This is a genomic window from Salegentibacter sp. BDJ18, assembly GCF_017579965.1.
Classification (GTDB): domain Bacteria; phylum Bacteroidota; class Bacteroidia; order Flavobacteriales; family Flavobacteriaceae; genus Salegentibacter.
In genome coordinates, this window is the sequence record NZ_JAFLQX010000024.1 from 63,882 (window position 1) to 78,990 (window position 15,109).

The 15,109-nt window shown below is 36.9% G+C and carries 17 protein-coding genes; 11 read left to right on the plus strand and 6 right to left on the minus strand.

Features of this window, described 5'->3' with window-relative positions:
* The first annotated feature begins 32 nt into the window (after positions 1-32).
* Both J0871_RS13990 and J0871_RS13995 read left to right on the plus strand, forming a co-directional pair.
* A complete protein-coding gene (locus J0871_RS13990; RefSeq protein WP_208225901.1) occupies positions 33-452 on the plus strand; it encodes a DUF2141 domain-containing protein in 420 nt (139 codons plus the stop codon).
* Positions 453-557: 105 nt separating this feature from the next.
* On the plus strand, positions 558-1,514 hold the full coding sequence (locus tag J0871_RS13995) for a LysR substrate-binding domain-containing protein (RefSeq protein WP_075327205.1): 957 nt from the start codon (positions 558-560) through the stop codon (positions 1,512-1,514).
* Between the two features lie 74 nt (positions 1,515-1,588).
* Here J0871_RS13995 and J0871_RS14000 read toward each other — a convergent pair whose 3' ends face one another.
* The 3 genes from J0871_RS14000 to J0871_RS14010 all read right to left on the minus strand — a co-directional run bounded on the left by J0871_RS14000 (position 1,589) and on the right by J0871_RS14010 (position 3,176).
* Entirely contained in the window at positions 1,589-1,786 is a 198-nt protein-coding gene (locus J0871_RS14000) for a hypothetical protein (protein ID WP_075327206.1), read from the minus strand.
* A gap of 135 nt (positions 1,787-1,921) precedes the next feature.
* Positions 1,922-2,722, minus strand: coding sequence for a TIGR00266 family protein (locus J0871_RS14005; RefSeq protein ID WP_079734281.1), 801 nt, complete (start codon positions 2,720-2,722; stop codon positions 1,922-1,924).
* Between the two features lies 1 nt (position 2,723).
* Positions 2,724-3,176 carry a DUF4442 domain-containing protein gene (locus tag J0871_RS14010; protein ID WP_208225902.1) on the minus strand — a complete coding sequence of 151 codons (453 nt, stop codon included), beginning with the start codon at positions 3,174-3,176 and terminating at the stop codon, positions 2,724-2,726.
* A gap of 145 nt (positions 3,177-3,321) precedes the next feature.
* Between J0871_RS14010 and J0871_RS14015 the strand changes: the two genes are divergently transcribed.
* The 9 genes from J0871_RS14015 to J0871_RS14055 all read left to right on the plus strand — a co-directional run bounded on the left by J0871_RS14015 (position 3,322) and on the right by J0871_RS14055 (position 9,607).
* Positions 3,322-3,861, plus strand: coding sequence for a DUF4870 domain-containing protein (locus J0871_RS14015; RefSeq protein WP_208225903.1), 540 nt, complete (start codon positions 3,322-3,324; stop codon positions 3,859-3,861).
* On the plus strand, positions 3,858-4,202 hold the full coding sequence (locus tag J0871_RS14020) for a PadR family transcriptional regulator (RefSeq protein WP_075327210.1): 345 nt from the start codon (positions 3,858-3,860) through the stop codon (positions 4,200-4,202). The genes J0871_RS14015 and J0871_RS14020 overlap by 4 nt, the downstream gene beginning before the upstream one ends.
* Complete coding sequence (locus J0871_RS14025; RefSeq protein WP_208225904.1) at positions 4,195-5,931, plus strand: PspC domain-containing protein; 1,737 nt, start codon at positions 4,195-4,197, stop codon at positions 5,929-5,931. Before J0871_RS14020 ends, J0871_RS14025 begins: the two co-directional genes overlap by 8 nt.
* Positions 5,928-6,071 (plus strand): hypothetical protein, encoded by a 144-nt coding sequence (locus tag J0871_RS14030; RefSeq protein ID WP_156858148.1) that lies wholly within the window; start codon positions 5,928-5,930, stop codon positions 6,069-6,071. Before J0871_RS14025 ends, J0871_RS14030 begins: the two co-directional genes overlap by 4 nt.
* Positions 6,072-6,136: 65 nt before the next feature.
* Complete coding sequence (locus J0871_RS14035; RefSeq protein WP_208225905.1) at positions 6,137-6,955, plus strand: DUF2807 domain-containing protein; 819 nt, start codon at positions 6,137-6,139, stop codon at positions 6,953-6,955.
* Positions 6,956-6,998: 43 nt separating this feature from the next.
* Positions 6,999-7,232, plus strand: coding sequence for a hypothetical protein (locus J0871_RS14040; protein ID WP_093305998.1), 234 nt, complete (start codon positions 6,999-7,001; stop codon positions 7,230-7,232).
* A gap of 115 nt (positions 7,233-7,347) precedes the next feature.
* Complete coding sequence (locus J0871_RS14045; protein ID WP_208225906.1) at positions 7,348-7,965, plus strand: dienelactone hydrolase family protein; 618 nt, start codon at positions 7,348-7,350, stop codon at positions 7,963-7,965.
* Positions 7,966-8,076: 111 nt separating this feature from the next.
* Positions 8,077-8,931, plus strand: coding sequence for a pirin family protein (locus J0871_RS14050; RefSeq protein WP_208225907.1), 855 nt, complete (start codon positions 8,077-8,079; stop codon positions 8,929-8,931).
* 40 nt (positions 8,932-8,971) lie between these two features.
* Complete coding sequence (locus J0871_RS14055) at positions 8,972-9,607, plus strand: MOSC domain-containing protein (protein WP_208225908.1); 636 nt, start codon at positions 8,972-8,974, stop codon at positions 9,605-9,607.
* Between the two features lie 75 nt (positions 9,608-9,682).
* Here J0871_RS14055 and rpsA read toward each other — a convergent pair whose 3' ends face one another.
* From rpsA to lon, 3 genes are all read right to left on the minus strand, one after another.
* Positions 9,683-11,533: a 30S ribosomal protein S1 gene (gene rpsA / locus J0871_RS14060; RefSeq protein WP_208225909.1), complete on the minus strand. Its 1,851-nt coding sequence runs from the start codon at positions 11,531-11,533 to the stop codon at positions 9,683-9,685.
* A gap of 178 nt (positions 11,534-11,711) precedes the next feature.
* A complete protein-coding gene (cmk, locus tag J0871_RS14065) occupies positions 11,712-12,404 on the minus strand; it encodes a (d)CMP kinase (protein WP_208225910.1) in 693 nt (230 codons plus the stop codon).
* Between the two features lie 222 nt (positions 12,405-12,626).
* On the minus strand, positions 12,627-15,077 hold the full coding sequence (lon, locus tag J0871_RS14070) for an endopeptidase La (protein ID WP_208225911.1): 2,451 nt from the start codon (positions 15,075-15,077) through the stop codon (positions 12,627-12,629).
* Between the last annotated feature and the right edge of the window lie 32 nt (positions 15,078-15,109).

A 15,109-nucleotide genomic window follows, 5' to 3' on the forward strand; every position in this document is an offset into this window, starting at 1 on the left:
TGAGGTTATAAACCAATAAAAATTAACTAATTATGAAAACAATTGCCATTTTATTCAGTCTTTTTCTTTGCAACCTCGATTTAGCCCAAACAGAAAATTCGGGTAATATTCGTGTGAGTGTAGATAACCTTGCTTCGGAAGAAGGAAAAGTTTATTTCGCACTATTTAATGAAGATAATTTTCTTAAACAAGCACCAGTCAAGGGGGAAGTAAGTGAAATTAAAGATGGTGTTGCAGTGGTCACTTTTAGTGAAATACCACCCGGAACCTATGCCGTAACTGCCTACCATGATAAAAATGGGAACCAGAGAATGGATTTTGAATCAAATGGCATGCCTACTGAAGATTATGGAGTCTCCAACAATCAAATGAATTTATACGGGCCACCAACCTGGGAAGATGCGAAATTCGATTTTGATGGTGAGAAGAAGGAATTAAACCTCAGGTTTTAGTTTCAAAAGTTTAATATTCGTCTTTGCGTATAGATAAAATCATATTTATTTTAATTCAGAATAGAAAAAACCAATACATTTGTAGTAATAATAAAGCTTCAGATTATGACGATTACACAACTGCATTATGTATTGGCGGTTGCCGAACATAAGAATTTCACCAAAGCGGCACAAAAGGTGTTTGTAACCCAGCCTACTTTAAGCATGCAAATTCAAAAGCTGGAAGAAGAACTGGATGTACAGATTTTTGATAGAACCAAAAAACCTATTCAGCTTACTGAAACCGGGGAAAAAATTGTGCAACAGGCGCGAAATATTGTGAATGAAAGTGACCGGATTAAAGATATAGTAGATCAGCAAAAAGGATTTGTAGGTGGTATTTTTAAACTAGGTGTAATTCCCACGGTTATGCCTACTCTACTGCCTATGTTCATCAATAATTTTATTAAGAAATATCCTAAAGTAAAGCTTAAGATTGAGGAACTAAATACCGATGCAATTATTGAACGTTTAAGAGAAGGACATTTAGATGCTGCAATTGCCGCAACCCCACTTGAACTGCAGGGAATCAAAGAAAATGTACTTTATTATGAACCCTTTGTAGGTTATATACCAAACAGTCACAGGCTTCATAAAAAGGAAAAGATTGAAATCAACGACCTGGATATAGACGATATGTTGCTGCTTGAAGATGGGCATTGTTTTAAAGATGGTATTCTTAACCTATGTAAATCTTCCAGAAATTACGACGATGATCATTTTCAGTTGGAAAGCGGAAGTTTTGAAACTTTAATAAAACTGGCTAACGAAGGTTTAGGGATGACACTGCTCCCCTATTTGCATACCCTTGATATTAAAGATTCTGAAAAGAAAAATTTAAGGATGTTTGCAGAGCCGGTACCCGCACGAGAAGTAAGCCTTATCTACAACCGCAGTGAATTAAAAATGCAGATTATTGAAGCTATACAAAGTACCATTGCAGGTGTTGTAAAAGGTGCTATCGCTTTTCACAATGTGAAAATTATAAGTCCTGTGAATAAGAAAAAAGAATACCAGGGATAAAATAATTCCTACTGTTTTATTTTAAACAAAGGAAATTTTATTGAAAATAAAAAGCGGCCCAAAAGCCGCTTTTTTTATGTATTTAAATAGGTTAAACATTGATTAAGTTCAGGATTTTTGCGGGTTAGTGCTATAATCCAGATACGAAGTTCCTCTATTTCATGAGGTAAAAGTCGTTGAAGTGCTTTTTTCACTTCTCTACAAAACAAGATGGGATCAAAACTGACTTTATCCAGTACAGTTTTGGTGTATTCAAACATCGCTCTCGCCATAATTTGAAAGATTTAAATTAGAAGTTAGGTTTAAAAAAGTAGAAATCTTTTAATAGGCTAACGGATTTTTTAAAAGCACCTAAATATAATAAAAAATTTATAAAGATCTTTTAATTTACCGCTGTTTAACAATTCTTAAAATCGCCGATCGCCACTTATCACATCACCTATACCGCCAAGAATACTACCTTCTCCTTTATCTTTCCCACCTCCTTGTGGTGCAGCCTGCCAAATTCGGTTAGCCAGGCGGCTAAAGGGAAGCGATTGCACGTAAACTGTACCCGGGCCGGTAAGGGTTGCAAAGAAAAGTCCTTCCCCGCCAAAAAACGTATTTTTAATTCCGCCTACAAATTCAATATCATAATTTATATCCTGGGTGAAGCCAATAATACAGCCTGTATCTATCTTTAATTTTTCACCGGGAGATAATTCTTTTCTTGCCATCGTGCCACCGGCGTGAACAAAGGCCATCCCGTCGCCTTCCAGTTTTTGCATAATAAAACCTTCACCTCCAAAAAAACCGCGCCCCAGTTTTTTACTGAATTCAATTCCTACCGAAACTCCTTTGGCAGCGCATAAAAATGCATCTTTCTGGCAAATAAATTTATTTCCATATCGGGTAAGATCTATAGGAATAATTTTTCCGGGATAAGGCGAAGCAAAACTAATACGCTTTTTGCCCTGAATTTCATTACTAAAAATCGTCATGAATAAACTTTCTCCGGTAAGCAAACGTTTGCCCGCACCTAAAACTTTACCCAGGAAACCTTCGTTTTCTTTAGAGCCATCGCCAAAAATAGTATCCATTCTAATCCCATCGTCCATCATCATAAAATTACCGGCTTCGGCAATAACAGCTTCACGAGGATCCAGCTCTAATTCTACATATTGCATTTCTTCTCCAAAAATCTGGTAATCTATTTCGTGTGCATTCATATTACTTTGCTTTTATAGTCCATTCAAACTCAAATACTGCCACCTGCTCACCGGTATCATTTATTCCCGTAGATTTCATCCATAAAGTTTGCCCTTCACCCGTGGCAAGCGTTTTCTCTATAGCTTCGTCTATTAAATGACCATCGTAACAGTAGAAATTAATCTTGCCAGTGGCTTTTTTGGTAAACGTAGCCCTGTTTTGCGCTACCAGCATAGAAATTTTTCTGTTGGACTGTTTAATTTTTCCCATTACCAACGCCCCAGTGCTTAATTCTGCTGCCATTGCCTGCACAGCGAAATACATACTATTAAATGGGTTTTGATTTATCCATTTATGCTTCACACCTACTTTACAGGTATCTTCTTCAATCTCACTTACACGAACCCCACAAAGCCAGGCGCTTGGCAGTTTCAGCATTAGAAATTTATTGAGTTTATTCTTATTTAATGTCATTGGAATTGGTTTGTTTTTAATAAATGTATTCAAATTAATCAATATGACTTCAGAAATAATTTCATAAAAATATGTTAATTTTTAGTACTATGCTTTGCAAAATACCTTCTTTTAACCATATATTTGTAATGTAAATTAATAGGTTATGAACTCAAAGATAGCAAAAGAAGAAAAGACACTGGCCACAATCCTGCATTTATCGGTCTTTAGTAAATTTATTATTCCGTTAGGGAATTTTATATTTCCACTAATATTATGGCTCACTAAAAAAGAAAAGCCATTTATAGACGATCACGGAAGGAAGGCAATCAATTTTCAAATTAGTCTCTTTCTCTACACCATTTTAATATTGGCCGTAGGAATTGCAATTATCCTTTTTCAGGCTATACGGCTGGGTGCTGATGTACCCTTTGCAATTGGTCCCGAGCATTTTTATATAGACGAAATGGGCCAAGCAATTTCTATAGTCATCACCATTAGTGTATTTGCCATTTTACTTTCGCTCTTGTTTTTCATCGAAATCTTTGCGGTAATAAGCGCAAGTATTAAAGCCAGTAATGGAGAACATTACTCTTTTCCGCTAAGCATCAATTTTATAGGAAAAAGTTCAGATAATAATCATAATAATAACCATCAACAATCAAAAAATGAACAGTTTAACAACCCTCAAAACGAAACGCTATGAAGATAGAAAACACCAAGGCTCAAATGCGTAAAGGTGTACTGGAGTACTGTATTCTTTCGGTCTTAAAAGACGAAGATGCCTATGTAGCCGAAATCCTGGACACCCTTAAAGACGCGAAATTACTGGTGGTTGAAGGCACTATTTATCCGCTCTTAACCCGGTTAAAGAATGCAGGATTGCTCAGTTATCGCTGGGAAGAATCCAGCAGCGGACCACCGCGAAAATATTACGGACTTACCGATACCGGGAAACTCTTCCTAAAGGAGCTTACCGGCACCTGGGACGAACTCCAAACCGCTGTAAACGTTGTAACCAATCAAAAAAATAAGAATCATGAATAAGACAGTAAATATAAATCTTGCCGGTATATTCTTTCATATAGACGAGGACGCCTATGCCAAGCTGCAACATTATTTAGACGCTATTAAACGCTCTTTTACCAACACCCAGGGAAAAGATGAGATTATAGCAGATATTGAAGCACGTATTGCTGAATTGTTCAATGAGAAGAAAAAAGACGACCGCCAGGTTATTGGAATTAAAGAAGTAGAAGAAGTAATCGCCATTATGGGGCAACCCGAAGATTATATGGTAGATGAAGAGATCTTTGAAGATGAACCGGTTTATACAAAAACTACTAAATCTCCAGGAAAACAACTGTTTAGAGATACCGAACATTCTTATGTAGGCGGTGTTTCTTCTGGACTGGGACATTATTTAGGTATAGATTTTATTTGGGTACGCTTACTTTGGATCTTGCTAACCATTTTTTCCAGTGGTGCGTTTATCCTAATTTATATTGCACTTTGGATCTTTGTTCCCGAAGCTAAATCTACAGCCGATAAACTTGCAATGCGTGGAGAGGAGGTCACTATTAGCAATATAGAAAAAAAGATTCGTGAGGGTTTTGATAATGTTACCGGAAAGGTAAAAGATGTAGATTATCAAAAGTATGGCAACCAGGCTAAAAGCGGAGCTACCTCTGCCGCCACTGCTATAGGTGATGTTATCGCTTTTATTTTAAAGGTATTTGTAAAACTAATTGGAATCATCCTAATATTAATAGCCGGTGCGGCATTAATCAGTCTTTTTATTGGCTTGTTTACCGTTGGCACATTTGGTCTTATAGACGCACCCTGGAGTAGTTATGTAGAAATGGCGGTTAGTGGAGCTCCGCTTTGGTTACTGTGGCTAATTAGCTTTTTGCTAGCAGGAATTCCATTTTTCTTCCTGTTCATTTTAGGCTTAAAGATTCTTGTAGGCAGATTAAGGTCTATTGGTACCCCAGCTAAATTAGTCTTATTGGGATTATGGATACTGGCTTTTATAGGAGCATCGGTAATAGCGCTACAGCAAGCCACCCATCGTGCTTTTGATGGAGAACAGGTTATTACAGAAACACTGCCAATATCGGCTAACGATACACTTTACTTAGGAATGCAGGCCAATTCAAATTACTCATCAAGTATTTACAGAAGTTCAGATTTCAAGATTAAATATGATGAGAATGATGAAAAAGTAATGTACAGCTCAGATATTCGCCTAATTGTAAAACCTACTAAAGACTCGCTTGCCAAACTGGAAGTAGTAAAGTCGGCAGAAGGTAAAGATTACAAAGAAGCCAGAGAACGCGCTCAAAATATAATGTATAACACCAATTTTAGTGGCAACCAATTATTGCTGAACAGCTTTTTTACTTCGCCTGCAAAATATAAGTATCGGGATCAGGAAGTGCAAGTTACCTTGTATTTACCCGAAGGCGCTAGCCTGGTGGCAGACGATAATACAAATTCATTTCATAGAAATACAGACTACTGGGGAGATATTTTAATAAACGGCGACGAAGAAAAAGTTTTGAAAATCACAGAAGATGCTGCTATTTGTGAAGATTGCCCGGTAGAAGAATGGGAAACCGAAAGTGAAGATGAATGGGATGAAGACGGCGACTTTAACGCCAGGATAAATTCTGGAGATGAAGAAGTAAACATTCAAATAAATAGTAGAGGGGTAACGGTAGATAAAAAGCCGGTTAAAAAAGAAGAAGAAAATCCTGAAAATGAAGAATTATGATACAATTAGTTCTGCAATTACTAATGCTACTCTTTAACCTGGGAGAACCGGCACAAGAAAATGATCTACTGGTTAAAGATTATATAAAAAGTAATGAAATCTTATCCGAACACTGCATCATAGCTTTCAATGAATGCTAAGCAAGTCTTAAAAGCCTCCCATCCGGAGGCTTTTTTAGTATATTTGTGTTAAACCCTTATTTTTTATGAAAAAGATACTACTCTTACTAAGCATTTTTATGGCATTTAGCTGTGGTGCAAAAAAAATAAAAGGAAGCAGAAACGTAACAACCGAAAAAACACGCTTGGCAGATTTCCATAGTGTAGAAATAGGCGGTGATTTTGAAGTAACCCTGAAGCAAGGATCTACCGCGATGATGGAAGTTGAAGCCGATGATAACTTACACCGAATAATAAGAGGCGAAGTTGTAGACCAGGTTTTATACTTAAAGCCTACAAAAAAGATAGGCCGAAGCAAATCGCAGGAAATAACACTTACTTACCCTCAAAATCTTGAAAAAATTACAGTTTCGGGCAACACAGAATTGGAAGCAGATGAAGATTTATATTCTGAAGGATTAAAAATAACCACGGCAGATGATGCTAAAGTATACCTAACCGTAACCGCAACCAAATTTGATCTTTTTAATGAAGGAAAAGCTGATGTAGAATTAAATTTAACTGCAGAAGATGCTTATTTTCAGCTTAACGAGTCTAGCGATATTAAAGCTTTGGTAAATGCACCCAGATTTAAAGTAGATATCTATGAAAAAGCCAGCGCTCGTATTGAAGGTGAAGTAGACGATCTACAACTACGCTCTGAACATTCTACTAAGTTTGACGGCAGAAGATTAAGTGCAAGAAACGCAATAGTTATTGCTGAAGGTAAATCTAAAAATGAACTTGAAGTTCTTGAAAACCTTACACTTACTGCTAAAAACCGAAGCGAAATGGAACTTTATGGAAATCCAAAAGTAGATTTGGTAGAATTTTCAGAAAAAGCAGTACTGGCGAAAAAAGATTGAGTTTTTTGCCTACATTTAATCCCTATAACTAAAACTATTAACTATGAAAATTGCATTAAAATCAATTCTATTAATTCTGGCATTAAGCCTTACGGTTGTGTCCTGCAGGGAAGAAGAAGAGAAATCTGAAATTGAACAATTAGCCGAGGAAGAAGATGCAAAGGTGAAAGTGAAAGATGATAAGGTTAAGGTGAAGACCGATGATAAAAAGATTAAAATCAAAGAAGATGACGGCGAAGTGAAGAAAAAAGTAAAAATAGATAACGACGATAATTAATTAGATTAGCGCTATCTATTCTTACTTAGTCAATCAATTCTAAAAATTGTTTTAAAAGTCCCGTTTTTCGGGACTTTTTTATTGGTATTTAGTATCTTAATTTAAAATTATAACAATGCATAAAAAAGAGATATATACCGCCGGAAAAGAATTACGGGAAGCCGAAAAAGTATTGGTTTTAATCCACGGCCGTGGTGGCAGCGCCAAAGAATTTCTTTCTTTGGCCAACCAGTTAAACACCTCAGAATTTGCAATTTTGGCACCACAGGCTACAGACTTTACCTGGTATCCGAATTCATTTTTAGCACCGGTAACACAAAATGAACCCGAATATTCATCGGCTTTAGAAGTTTTAGAAGAATTGCTTGAAGACATTAAAGAAACCGGCATAGCATCAGAAAATATTTATTTTGCCGGATTTTCACAGGGCGCCTGCCTAACGCTGGAATTTGTAACCCGCAACGCACAAAGATTTGGCGGAGTGGCAGCATTTACCGGCGGCCTAATTGGCGACAAGATTTATAATGAAAATTATTCGGGAGATTTTAATGGAACTCCAATTTTTATAGGTACCGGAGATCCAGATCCTCACGTTCCGGTTGAGCGAGTAGAAGATTCAGCTGAAATATTAAGGGAAATGAATGCTAATGTAGAAGTGAAAATCTATAAAAACCGGCCACATACAATTTCAGAAAATGAGCTGAAACTCGCCAATAATTTTATTTTTAATTAAGAGTAAACTACTTCGGACCAAGCACACGAAGCATTATGATTCGAAAATACAATTTGATTTCGAGGCAAGCCTCGGAGCATTTAATCTCGATTATCGAGTAAAATCAATTTTATGAGAAGCATCAAAAAAATACATACTGCGGTAAGCTCGCCTATCGCCGATCTTATTACCTACCGGGCTTTACCCACAAATTCTGTAGACCATATTGATCCGTTTTTGTTTTTAAACCATCACGGCTACCAGGAATATCCTGTAAATAATAATGGATTGCCGTTTGGCCCTCACCCCCACCGCGGATTTGAAACCGTGACTTTTATTTTGAAGGGCGATTTAACCCATAAAGACAGTGGCGGATTTGAAAGTGTTATAAAAGCCGGGGGCGTGCAATGGATGACCGCTGGGAAAGGACTTATTCACGCTGAAGTTTCTTCAGAAGAATTCAAGAGAAAAGGTGGCGAATTGGAGATTCTTCAGCTTTGGGTAAACTTACCCGCAAAACATAAAATGACCGAACCAAATTATGTAGGACTTCAGAAAGAAAATATTCCGCAGTTAACTTTAAATGAAGGAAAAGTAAAATTAGCTGCAGTTTCAGGAAACTGGGAAGGTGAAAAAGGTGCTTTCAATCCATTAAACGATATCCAGATGGCTACTGTAAATTTTGCTGAAGGCGGTAAATATTCGGTAGAAATTCCTTCTGAAAGAAATATTTTCTTTTATGTGATAAAGGGTAAGGTAAAAGTAAACGGGAAAGAAGCAAAAATACACAACCTAGTTGAATTTAATAATGATGGTGAAAAACTGGAAATTGAAGCTTTGGAAGAAAGTATTTTACTTTTGGGCCACGCTCAACCATTTAAAGAACCCATAGTAGCCCAGGGACCATTTGTAATGAATTCCCAACAAGAAATTCAGCAGGCTTTCCAGGATTATCAAAATGGGGAGTTTGGAAACTGGAAGGGTTAATTTCTGCAATTAATGTCTCATAAAATAAACTTTAAGCTACGTGAAAATAATTTCAACCAATATTGGAAAGCCAACTAAAATAATTTGGAATTCAAAAGAAGTAATAACAGGTATTTATAAGACACCAACAGATGCACCTATTTATTTGGCAAAGAATAATGTGATAAATGATGAAGTTTCAGATCGTAAACATCACGGAGGTTTTTATAAAGCCTGTTATATATTTTCTGCAGAACAGTATCCATATTGGAAGAAACTTTATCCCAACCTGGAGTGGACCTGGGGTATGTTTGGAGAAAATCTAACCGTAGCAGATTTTGATGAAAAAAAGGTTTTTTTAGGGGATGTGTATAAAGTAGGTGATGCTTTAGTGCAGGTTTCAGATTATAGAGAACCATGTTATAAACTCGGTTATAAATTTGGAGATCAAAAAATCCTTAAGAAATTTATTGAAAATGGTTTTGCTGGCACATATTTAAGTGTTTTGGAAGAAGGATTTGTAGGCAATAATAATCAATTCAAGTTGATTGAGCGTCCTGATAAGAGTTTAAGTGTTTCGGACCTTTTCCATTTGGTTTATGCCAAAGAAAGGAACCAGGACTATCTGGAAATTGCTGTAAATAATAATGCCCTGGATCCTAAAAAAAGAGAATTGTTAGCGAAGCATATAGTGTAATAAGTTTTTAGCTCCAATAAAAAAACCTCCTTAGCAAAAACTAAGGAGGTTTTTATTTATGATAAATTTTGGGATTTACTTCCCTTCCATTTTATCTTTTAAAGCTTGAAGATCGGCATTAACATCACCAATAGTGGTTTTGTCATTGTTTTGCGAAGCTGCTTTCTTAGCGGCTTGCTTAACGATTTGCTGCTCTTCTTCTTTGTGAATAGCCATATGTGAAGCTACCACTCTTTTGAATTCTTTATTGAATTCAATGATCTGGAACTCTGCAGATTCACCTTTAGTCAATTTGTTACCGTCTTCTTTTTCAAGATGTCTGGTAGGAACAAATGCAGTGATATCTTCGTTAAAGTCTATAGTAGCACCTTTATCTACGATCTCTGCTATCTCTGCAGTGTGTTTAGTACCAACAGCGAATTCAGTTTCGTATTTATCCCAAGGGTTGTCTTCAACCTGCTTGTGACCAAGGCTTAACTTACGACCATCTACGTCTAATTCAAGAACTACAACCTCAAGCTCATCACCTACGTTAGTAAATTCTGATGGGTGCTTGATTTTCTTAGTCCAGGATAGATCAGAGATATAAATAAGTCCATCAATTCCTTCTTCTAATTCTACGAATACACCAAAGTTAGTGAAGTTACGTACAATTCCTTTGTGTTTAGAACCAACAGGATATTTAGTAGTAATATCGGTCCATGGGTCTGGAGTTAATTGCTTAATTCCAAGAGACATTTTACGGTCTTCACGATCTAAAGTTAAGATTTGAGCTTCAACCTCATCTCCAACATTTACGAAATCCTGAGCTGAACGCAAGTGCGTGCTCCAGGACATTTCAGAAACGTGGATAAGACCTTCAACACCATCGGCAACTTCAATAAATGCACCGTAATCTGCGATTACAACTACTTTACCTTTTACCTTGTCTCCAACCTTAAGGTTTTCGTCAAGAGCTTCCCATGGGTGTTTGCTTAATTGCTTAAGACCAAGTTGGATTCTTGTTTTAGCTTCATCAAAGTCAAGAATTACCACGTTTAGTTTTTGATCAAGTTCAACGATCTCATTTGGATGGTTGATACGAGACCAGCTAAGGTCGGTAATGTGAACAAGTCCGTCAACTCCTCCAAGGTCAACAAATACTCCGTAAGAAGTGATGTTTTTAACAGTACCTTCAAGTACCTGACCTTTTTCAAGCTGACCGATAATTTCTTTCTTCTGTTCTTCGATATCGGCTTCAATAAGCGCTTTGTGAGAAACCACAACGTTTTTGAATTCGTGGTTGATTTTCACAACTTTGAATTCCATTGTTTTTCCAACATAAGCATCGTAATCACGGATAGGCTTCACGTCTATTTGAGAACCTGGCAAGAATGCCTCAATTCCAAATACATCTACGATCATACCACCTTTAGTTCTGCATTTTACAAAACCGTTTACGATAAGACTTTCGTCGTGAGCTTTGTTCACACGATCCCAAGCCTGAATTACACGAGCTTTACGGTGAGAAAGGATTAATTGTCCTGTTGAATCTTCACGAACATCAATCAACACCTCAACGTCGTCTCCAACTTTAAGATCTGGATTGTAACGAAATTCGTTAAGGGAAATAACGCCTTCACTTTTTGCGTTAATGTCTATAATTGCATCACGATCTGTAATATTAATTACTTTTCCTGTTACAACTTCGTCATTTAAAGTGTCTACGAAATTTTCTGCAACTAATTTCTCAAATTCTTCTAACTTCTCATCATCAATAGGGTCAATTCCCTCTTCATAATTGTGCCAGTTAAATTCTTCAAGAAATTTCTCAGGGTTTTCCTGTTGCTCGGTAGGAGCGGGTTGCGATGAAGTAGCCATTCCAGCTACCGGTTGAACTTCAAGATTTTCGTCCTGAACGTCCTGTTTTTTTTTGTCTTCAGCCATTGCTGATAAAAAATTTGTATCCTGTATTCCTCGGAAAAATTAAGCAAATAAAACACAGAAGTAGTTATGGTTTTGATTTCCAATCCCTTTTGATTTTCCGATTCTTCGCCAAAAAGGGCTGCAAAAATACAACTTATTTTTCTTTTCTCAAACCCTAATTAGTTTAAAAACAGAATGCTTATTCTTCAATTTTATCTTTGGCCAGTTTTAATACTTTTTCAAACTGTTCCTCCAAATTCATATCAGAATTATCGATCTCTATAGCATCTTCGGCTTTTACTAAAGGAGAGTCTTTGCGAGTGGTATCCAGGTAATCCCGTTCTTTAACATTAGCCAGTACATCTTCATATTTAACCTCATCTCCACGGCCCTTCAATTCGTCATACCTGCGCTCAGCACGTTTTTCGGTAGAAGCGGTCATGAATAACTTTAAATCGGCGTCAGGAAAAACAACAGTTCCAATATCACGGCCATCCATCACTACCGCTTTATTTTTGCCAATTTCCTGCTGAATTTTAACCAGCATCTTCCTAACATCTGGCACAGCTGCCACTTTACTCACTTGTTGGGAAACTTCCATCAACCTGATTTCCTTTTCAACATTCTCATTATTTAAATGAACTTCTCCATACCCAACCTCCTTATCAAAAACAAAGCTGATATTAATAAACGGTAATTGTCTTAAAATAGTTTCTTTATCAAAATTGGTATCGGTAACCATCATTTTACGCATCAGGTATAAAGTCACCGCGCGATACATAGCACCGGTATCTACATATACATAGCCGAGCTCTGCCGCAAGTTGTTTGGCGACAGTACTTTTTCCGGTAGATGAATACCCATCTATAGCAATCGTTATTTTCTTACTCATAATTTAAATTCTGATTAAAAAGCAAAATTAGGTAAAGCTTTACTTTCCCTGAAACTTTGGCTGTAAATTAAAAAAGCTGTCTAAAAAGCCTTTTGTTGGACGTCATTCTGTCCCGAAGCTTCAGGATTATTTCAGAATCTTACAAATTGATAATTTATATCATGTTAGAACCTGAAACCAGTTCAGGTTGACGAAAACAGGGCTCTTTAGACAGCTTAAGTATTAAAGTGTTTTAGCGTTTTTCACCTTTTGTTTGGTGATTGCTATATCTATAACCTCACTCATTTCATTTACATAATGAAAGGTAAGTCCTTTTACATAATCTGCTTTAATTTCTTTTATATCACGTTCATTCTCTTTACAAAGAATAATCTCTTTAATACGAGCACGTTTAGCGGCAAGAATTTTTTCTTTGATTCCGCCAACCGGAAGTACTTTTCCTCTTAGGGTAATTTCGCCAGTCATCGCAATGCTTTTTTTCACTTTCCGTTGTGTAAACAGAGAAACCAGAGAAGTTAGCATCGTTATTCCGGCACTAGGCCCATCTTTTGGCGTAGCTCCTTCAGGTACGTGAATATGAACATTGTATTTTTCAAATATAGTAGGATCTAAACCAAGTTCTTCGGCATTAGACTTCATATACTCCATCGCAATGGTAGCCGATTCTTTCATCACTTTTCCAAGGTTTCCGGTAATATTCAGGTTTCCTTTTCCTTTAGAAAGTATCGATTCAATAAATAGAATATCTCCTCCAACCTGGGTCCAGGCTAAACCTGTCACCACACCGGCAACTTCATTATTTTCGTATTTATCACGCTCTAATTTAGGACTTCCTAATACTTCAATAATATCTTCATTAGTCACTTTGATATTATATTCTTCTTCCATTGCAATGTTTTTGGCCGCGTGACGCACCATCTTTGCAATTTGTTTTTCCAATCCGCGAACTCCGGACTCTCTTGTATAACCTTCAACAATTTTTTCCAATTGAGGTTTGGCTATTTTTATATGCTCTTTTGTAAGGCCGTGTTCTTTTAATTGCTTAGGAAGCAAGTGCTGCTTCGCAATCTCTACTTTCTCCTCTATGGTATAACCAGTTACGTTTATAATTTCCATACGGTCCCTAAGTGCCGGCTGTATGGTACTTAAAGTATTTGCCGTAGCTACAAACATCACTTTAGAAAGGTCAAAGCCCATTTCTAAAAAGTTATCGTGGAACTCACTATTTTGCTCGGGATCCAAAACTTCCAACAATGCTGAAGAAGGATCACCGGCGTGCCCCATACTCAATTTATCAATTTCGTCCAAAACAAAAACCGGGTTACTGGTACCTGCTTTTTTAAGCGATTGAATTATTCTACCGGGCATTGCACCAATATAAGTTTTCCTATGCCCGCGTATTTCTGCTTCATCGCGTAATCCCCCAAGAGAAATTCTTACGTATTCACGTCCTAAAGCTTCTGCCATAGATTTACCCAGCGAAGTCTTACCAACCCCGGGAGGTCCGTAAAGACAAAGAATTGGTGACTTCATATCATTACGCAGTTTTAATACTGCTAGATATTCTATAATTCGGCGTTTTACATCGTCTAAACCATAGTGGTCGCGATCTAAAATTTTCATCGCTCTTTTTAAATCGAATTTATCCTTACTAAATTCATTCCATGGAAGATCCAGAAATAAATCCAGGTAATTTCTTTGAATAGAATATTCAGCAACCTGAGGGTTCATCCGCTGCATTTTGGAAATTTCCTTATCAAAATGCTTCTGTACTTTTTCGCCCCACTTTTTCTTCTTGGCGCGCAATTTCATTTCTTCTAATTCATCTTCATGAGAAACACCGCCTAGTTCTTCCTGGATGGTTTTCATTTGCTGATGAAGAAAATATTCACGCTGCTGTTGGCTCATATCACTCTGTACCTTACTCTGAATATCGTTTTTAAGTTCCAGTTTCTGAAACTCCATATTCATATGGCGCAAAGTAGCCAGGGCGCGATCTTTAAGATCGTTAGTTTCCAACAATTTCTGTTTGTCTTCTACCGCCAGGTTCATATTTGAAGAAACAAAATTGATAAGAAAAGAAGAGCTTTCTATATTCTTAATAGCAAAAGAAGCTTCACTGGGAATATTAGGACTTCCCTTTATAATTTGTAACGCAAGTTCTTTTATAGAATCTATAATCGCGGGAAATTCCTTATTATCCAATTCTGGTCTGGATTCCGGAACTTCCTTAATACTCGCCGTTAAGTAAGGTTCTTCTTTTACTATCTCGTCTATTTCAAAACGTTTCTTACCCTGAATAATCACGGTGGTATTTCCATCGGGCATTTTTAATACTCTTAAAATGCGCGCCACAACACCGGTACGGTAAATATCTTTTGCTGTAGGATTTTCTACTTCCTCATCTTTTTGAGCAACCACTCCAATAATCTTAGAATCGTTGTTCGCTTCATTGATCAATTTAATAGAAGTATCCCTTCCGGCGGTGATAGGAATTACAACTCCCGGAAATAATACGGTATTTCTTAAAGGAAGAATTGGTAAAGTTTCAGGCAATTCTTCACGGTTTATTTCCTCTTCATCTTCCGGCGTCATTAAAGGAATTAAATCTGCGTCCTGATCTATATCTTGCAATGACAAACTGTCAAAACTTGTTAATTTCGTTTTAGCCATAATTTATTTTAGGTCAAACTGTCACAAACAGT

What these genes read in the sequence shown, in the direction of transcription:
- J0871_RS13990 (WP_208225901.1), top strand. Translation starts at nt 33, where the DNA reads ATGAAAACAATTGCCATTTTATTCAGTCTTTTTCTTTGCAACCTCGAT.
- J0871_RS13995 (WP_075327205.1), top strand. Translation starts at nt 558, where the DNA reads ATGACGATTACACAACTGCATTATGTATTGGCGGTTGCCGAACATAAG.
- J0871_RS14000 (WP_075327206.1), bottom strand. Translation starts at nt 1,786, where the DNA reads ATGGCGAGAGCGATGTTTGAATACACCAAAACTGTACTGGATAAAGTC.
- J0871_RS14005 (WP_079734281.1), bottom strand. Translation starts at nt 2,722, where the DNA reads ATGAATGCACACGAAATAGATTACCAGATTTTTGGAGAAGAAATGCAA.
- J0871_RS14010 (WP_208225902.1), bottom strand. Translation starts at nt 3,176, where the DNA reads ATGACATTAAATAAGAATAAACTCAATAAATTTCTAATGCTGAAACTG.
- J0871_RS14015 (WP_208225903.1), top strand. Translation starts at nt 3,322, where the DNA reads ATGAACTCAAAGATAGCAAAAGAAGAAAAGACACTGGCCACAATCCTG.
- J0871_RS14020 (WP_075327210.1), top strand. Translation starts at nt 3,858, where the DNA reads ATGAAGATAGAAAACACCAAGGCTCAAATGCGTAAAGGTGTACTGGAG.
- J0871_RS14025 (WP_208225904.1), top strand. Translation starts at nt 4,195, where the DNA reads ATGAATAAGACAGTAAATATAAATCTTGCCGGTATATTCTTTCATATA.
- J0871_RS14030 (WP_156858148.1), top strand. Translation starts at nt 5,928, where the DNA reads ATGATACAATTAGTTCTGCAATTACTAATGCTACTCTTTAACCTGGGA.
- J0871_RS14035 (WP_208225905.1), top strand. Translation starts at nt 6,137, where the DNA reads ATGAAAAAGATACTACTCTTACTAAGCATTTTTATGGCATTTAGCTGT.
- J0871_RS14040 (WP_093305998.1), top strand. Translation starts at nt 6,999, where the DNA reads ATGAAAATTGCATTAAAATCAATTCTATTAATTCTGGCATTAAGCCTT.
- J0871_RS14045 (WP_208225906.1), top strand. Translation starts at nt 7,348, where the DNA reads ATGCATAAAAAAGAGATATATACCGCCGGAAAAGAATTACGGGAAGCC.
- J0871_RS14050 (WP_208225907.1), top strand. Translation starts at nt 8,077, where the DNA reads ATGAGAAGCATCAAAAAAATACATACTGCGGTAAGCTCGCCTATCGCC.
- rpsA (WP_208225909.1), bottom strand. Translation starts at nt 11,533, where the DNA reads ATGGCTGAAGACAAAAAAAAACAGGACGTTCAGGACGAAAATCTTGAA.
- cmk (WP_208225910.1), bottom strand. Translation starts at nt 12,404, where the DNA reads ATGAGTAAGAAAATAACGATTGCTATAGATGGGTATTCATCTACCGGA.
- lon (WP_208225911.1), bottom strand. Translation starts at nt 15,077, where the DNA reads ATGGCTAAAACGAAATTAACAAGTTTTGACAGTTTGTCATTGCAAGAT.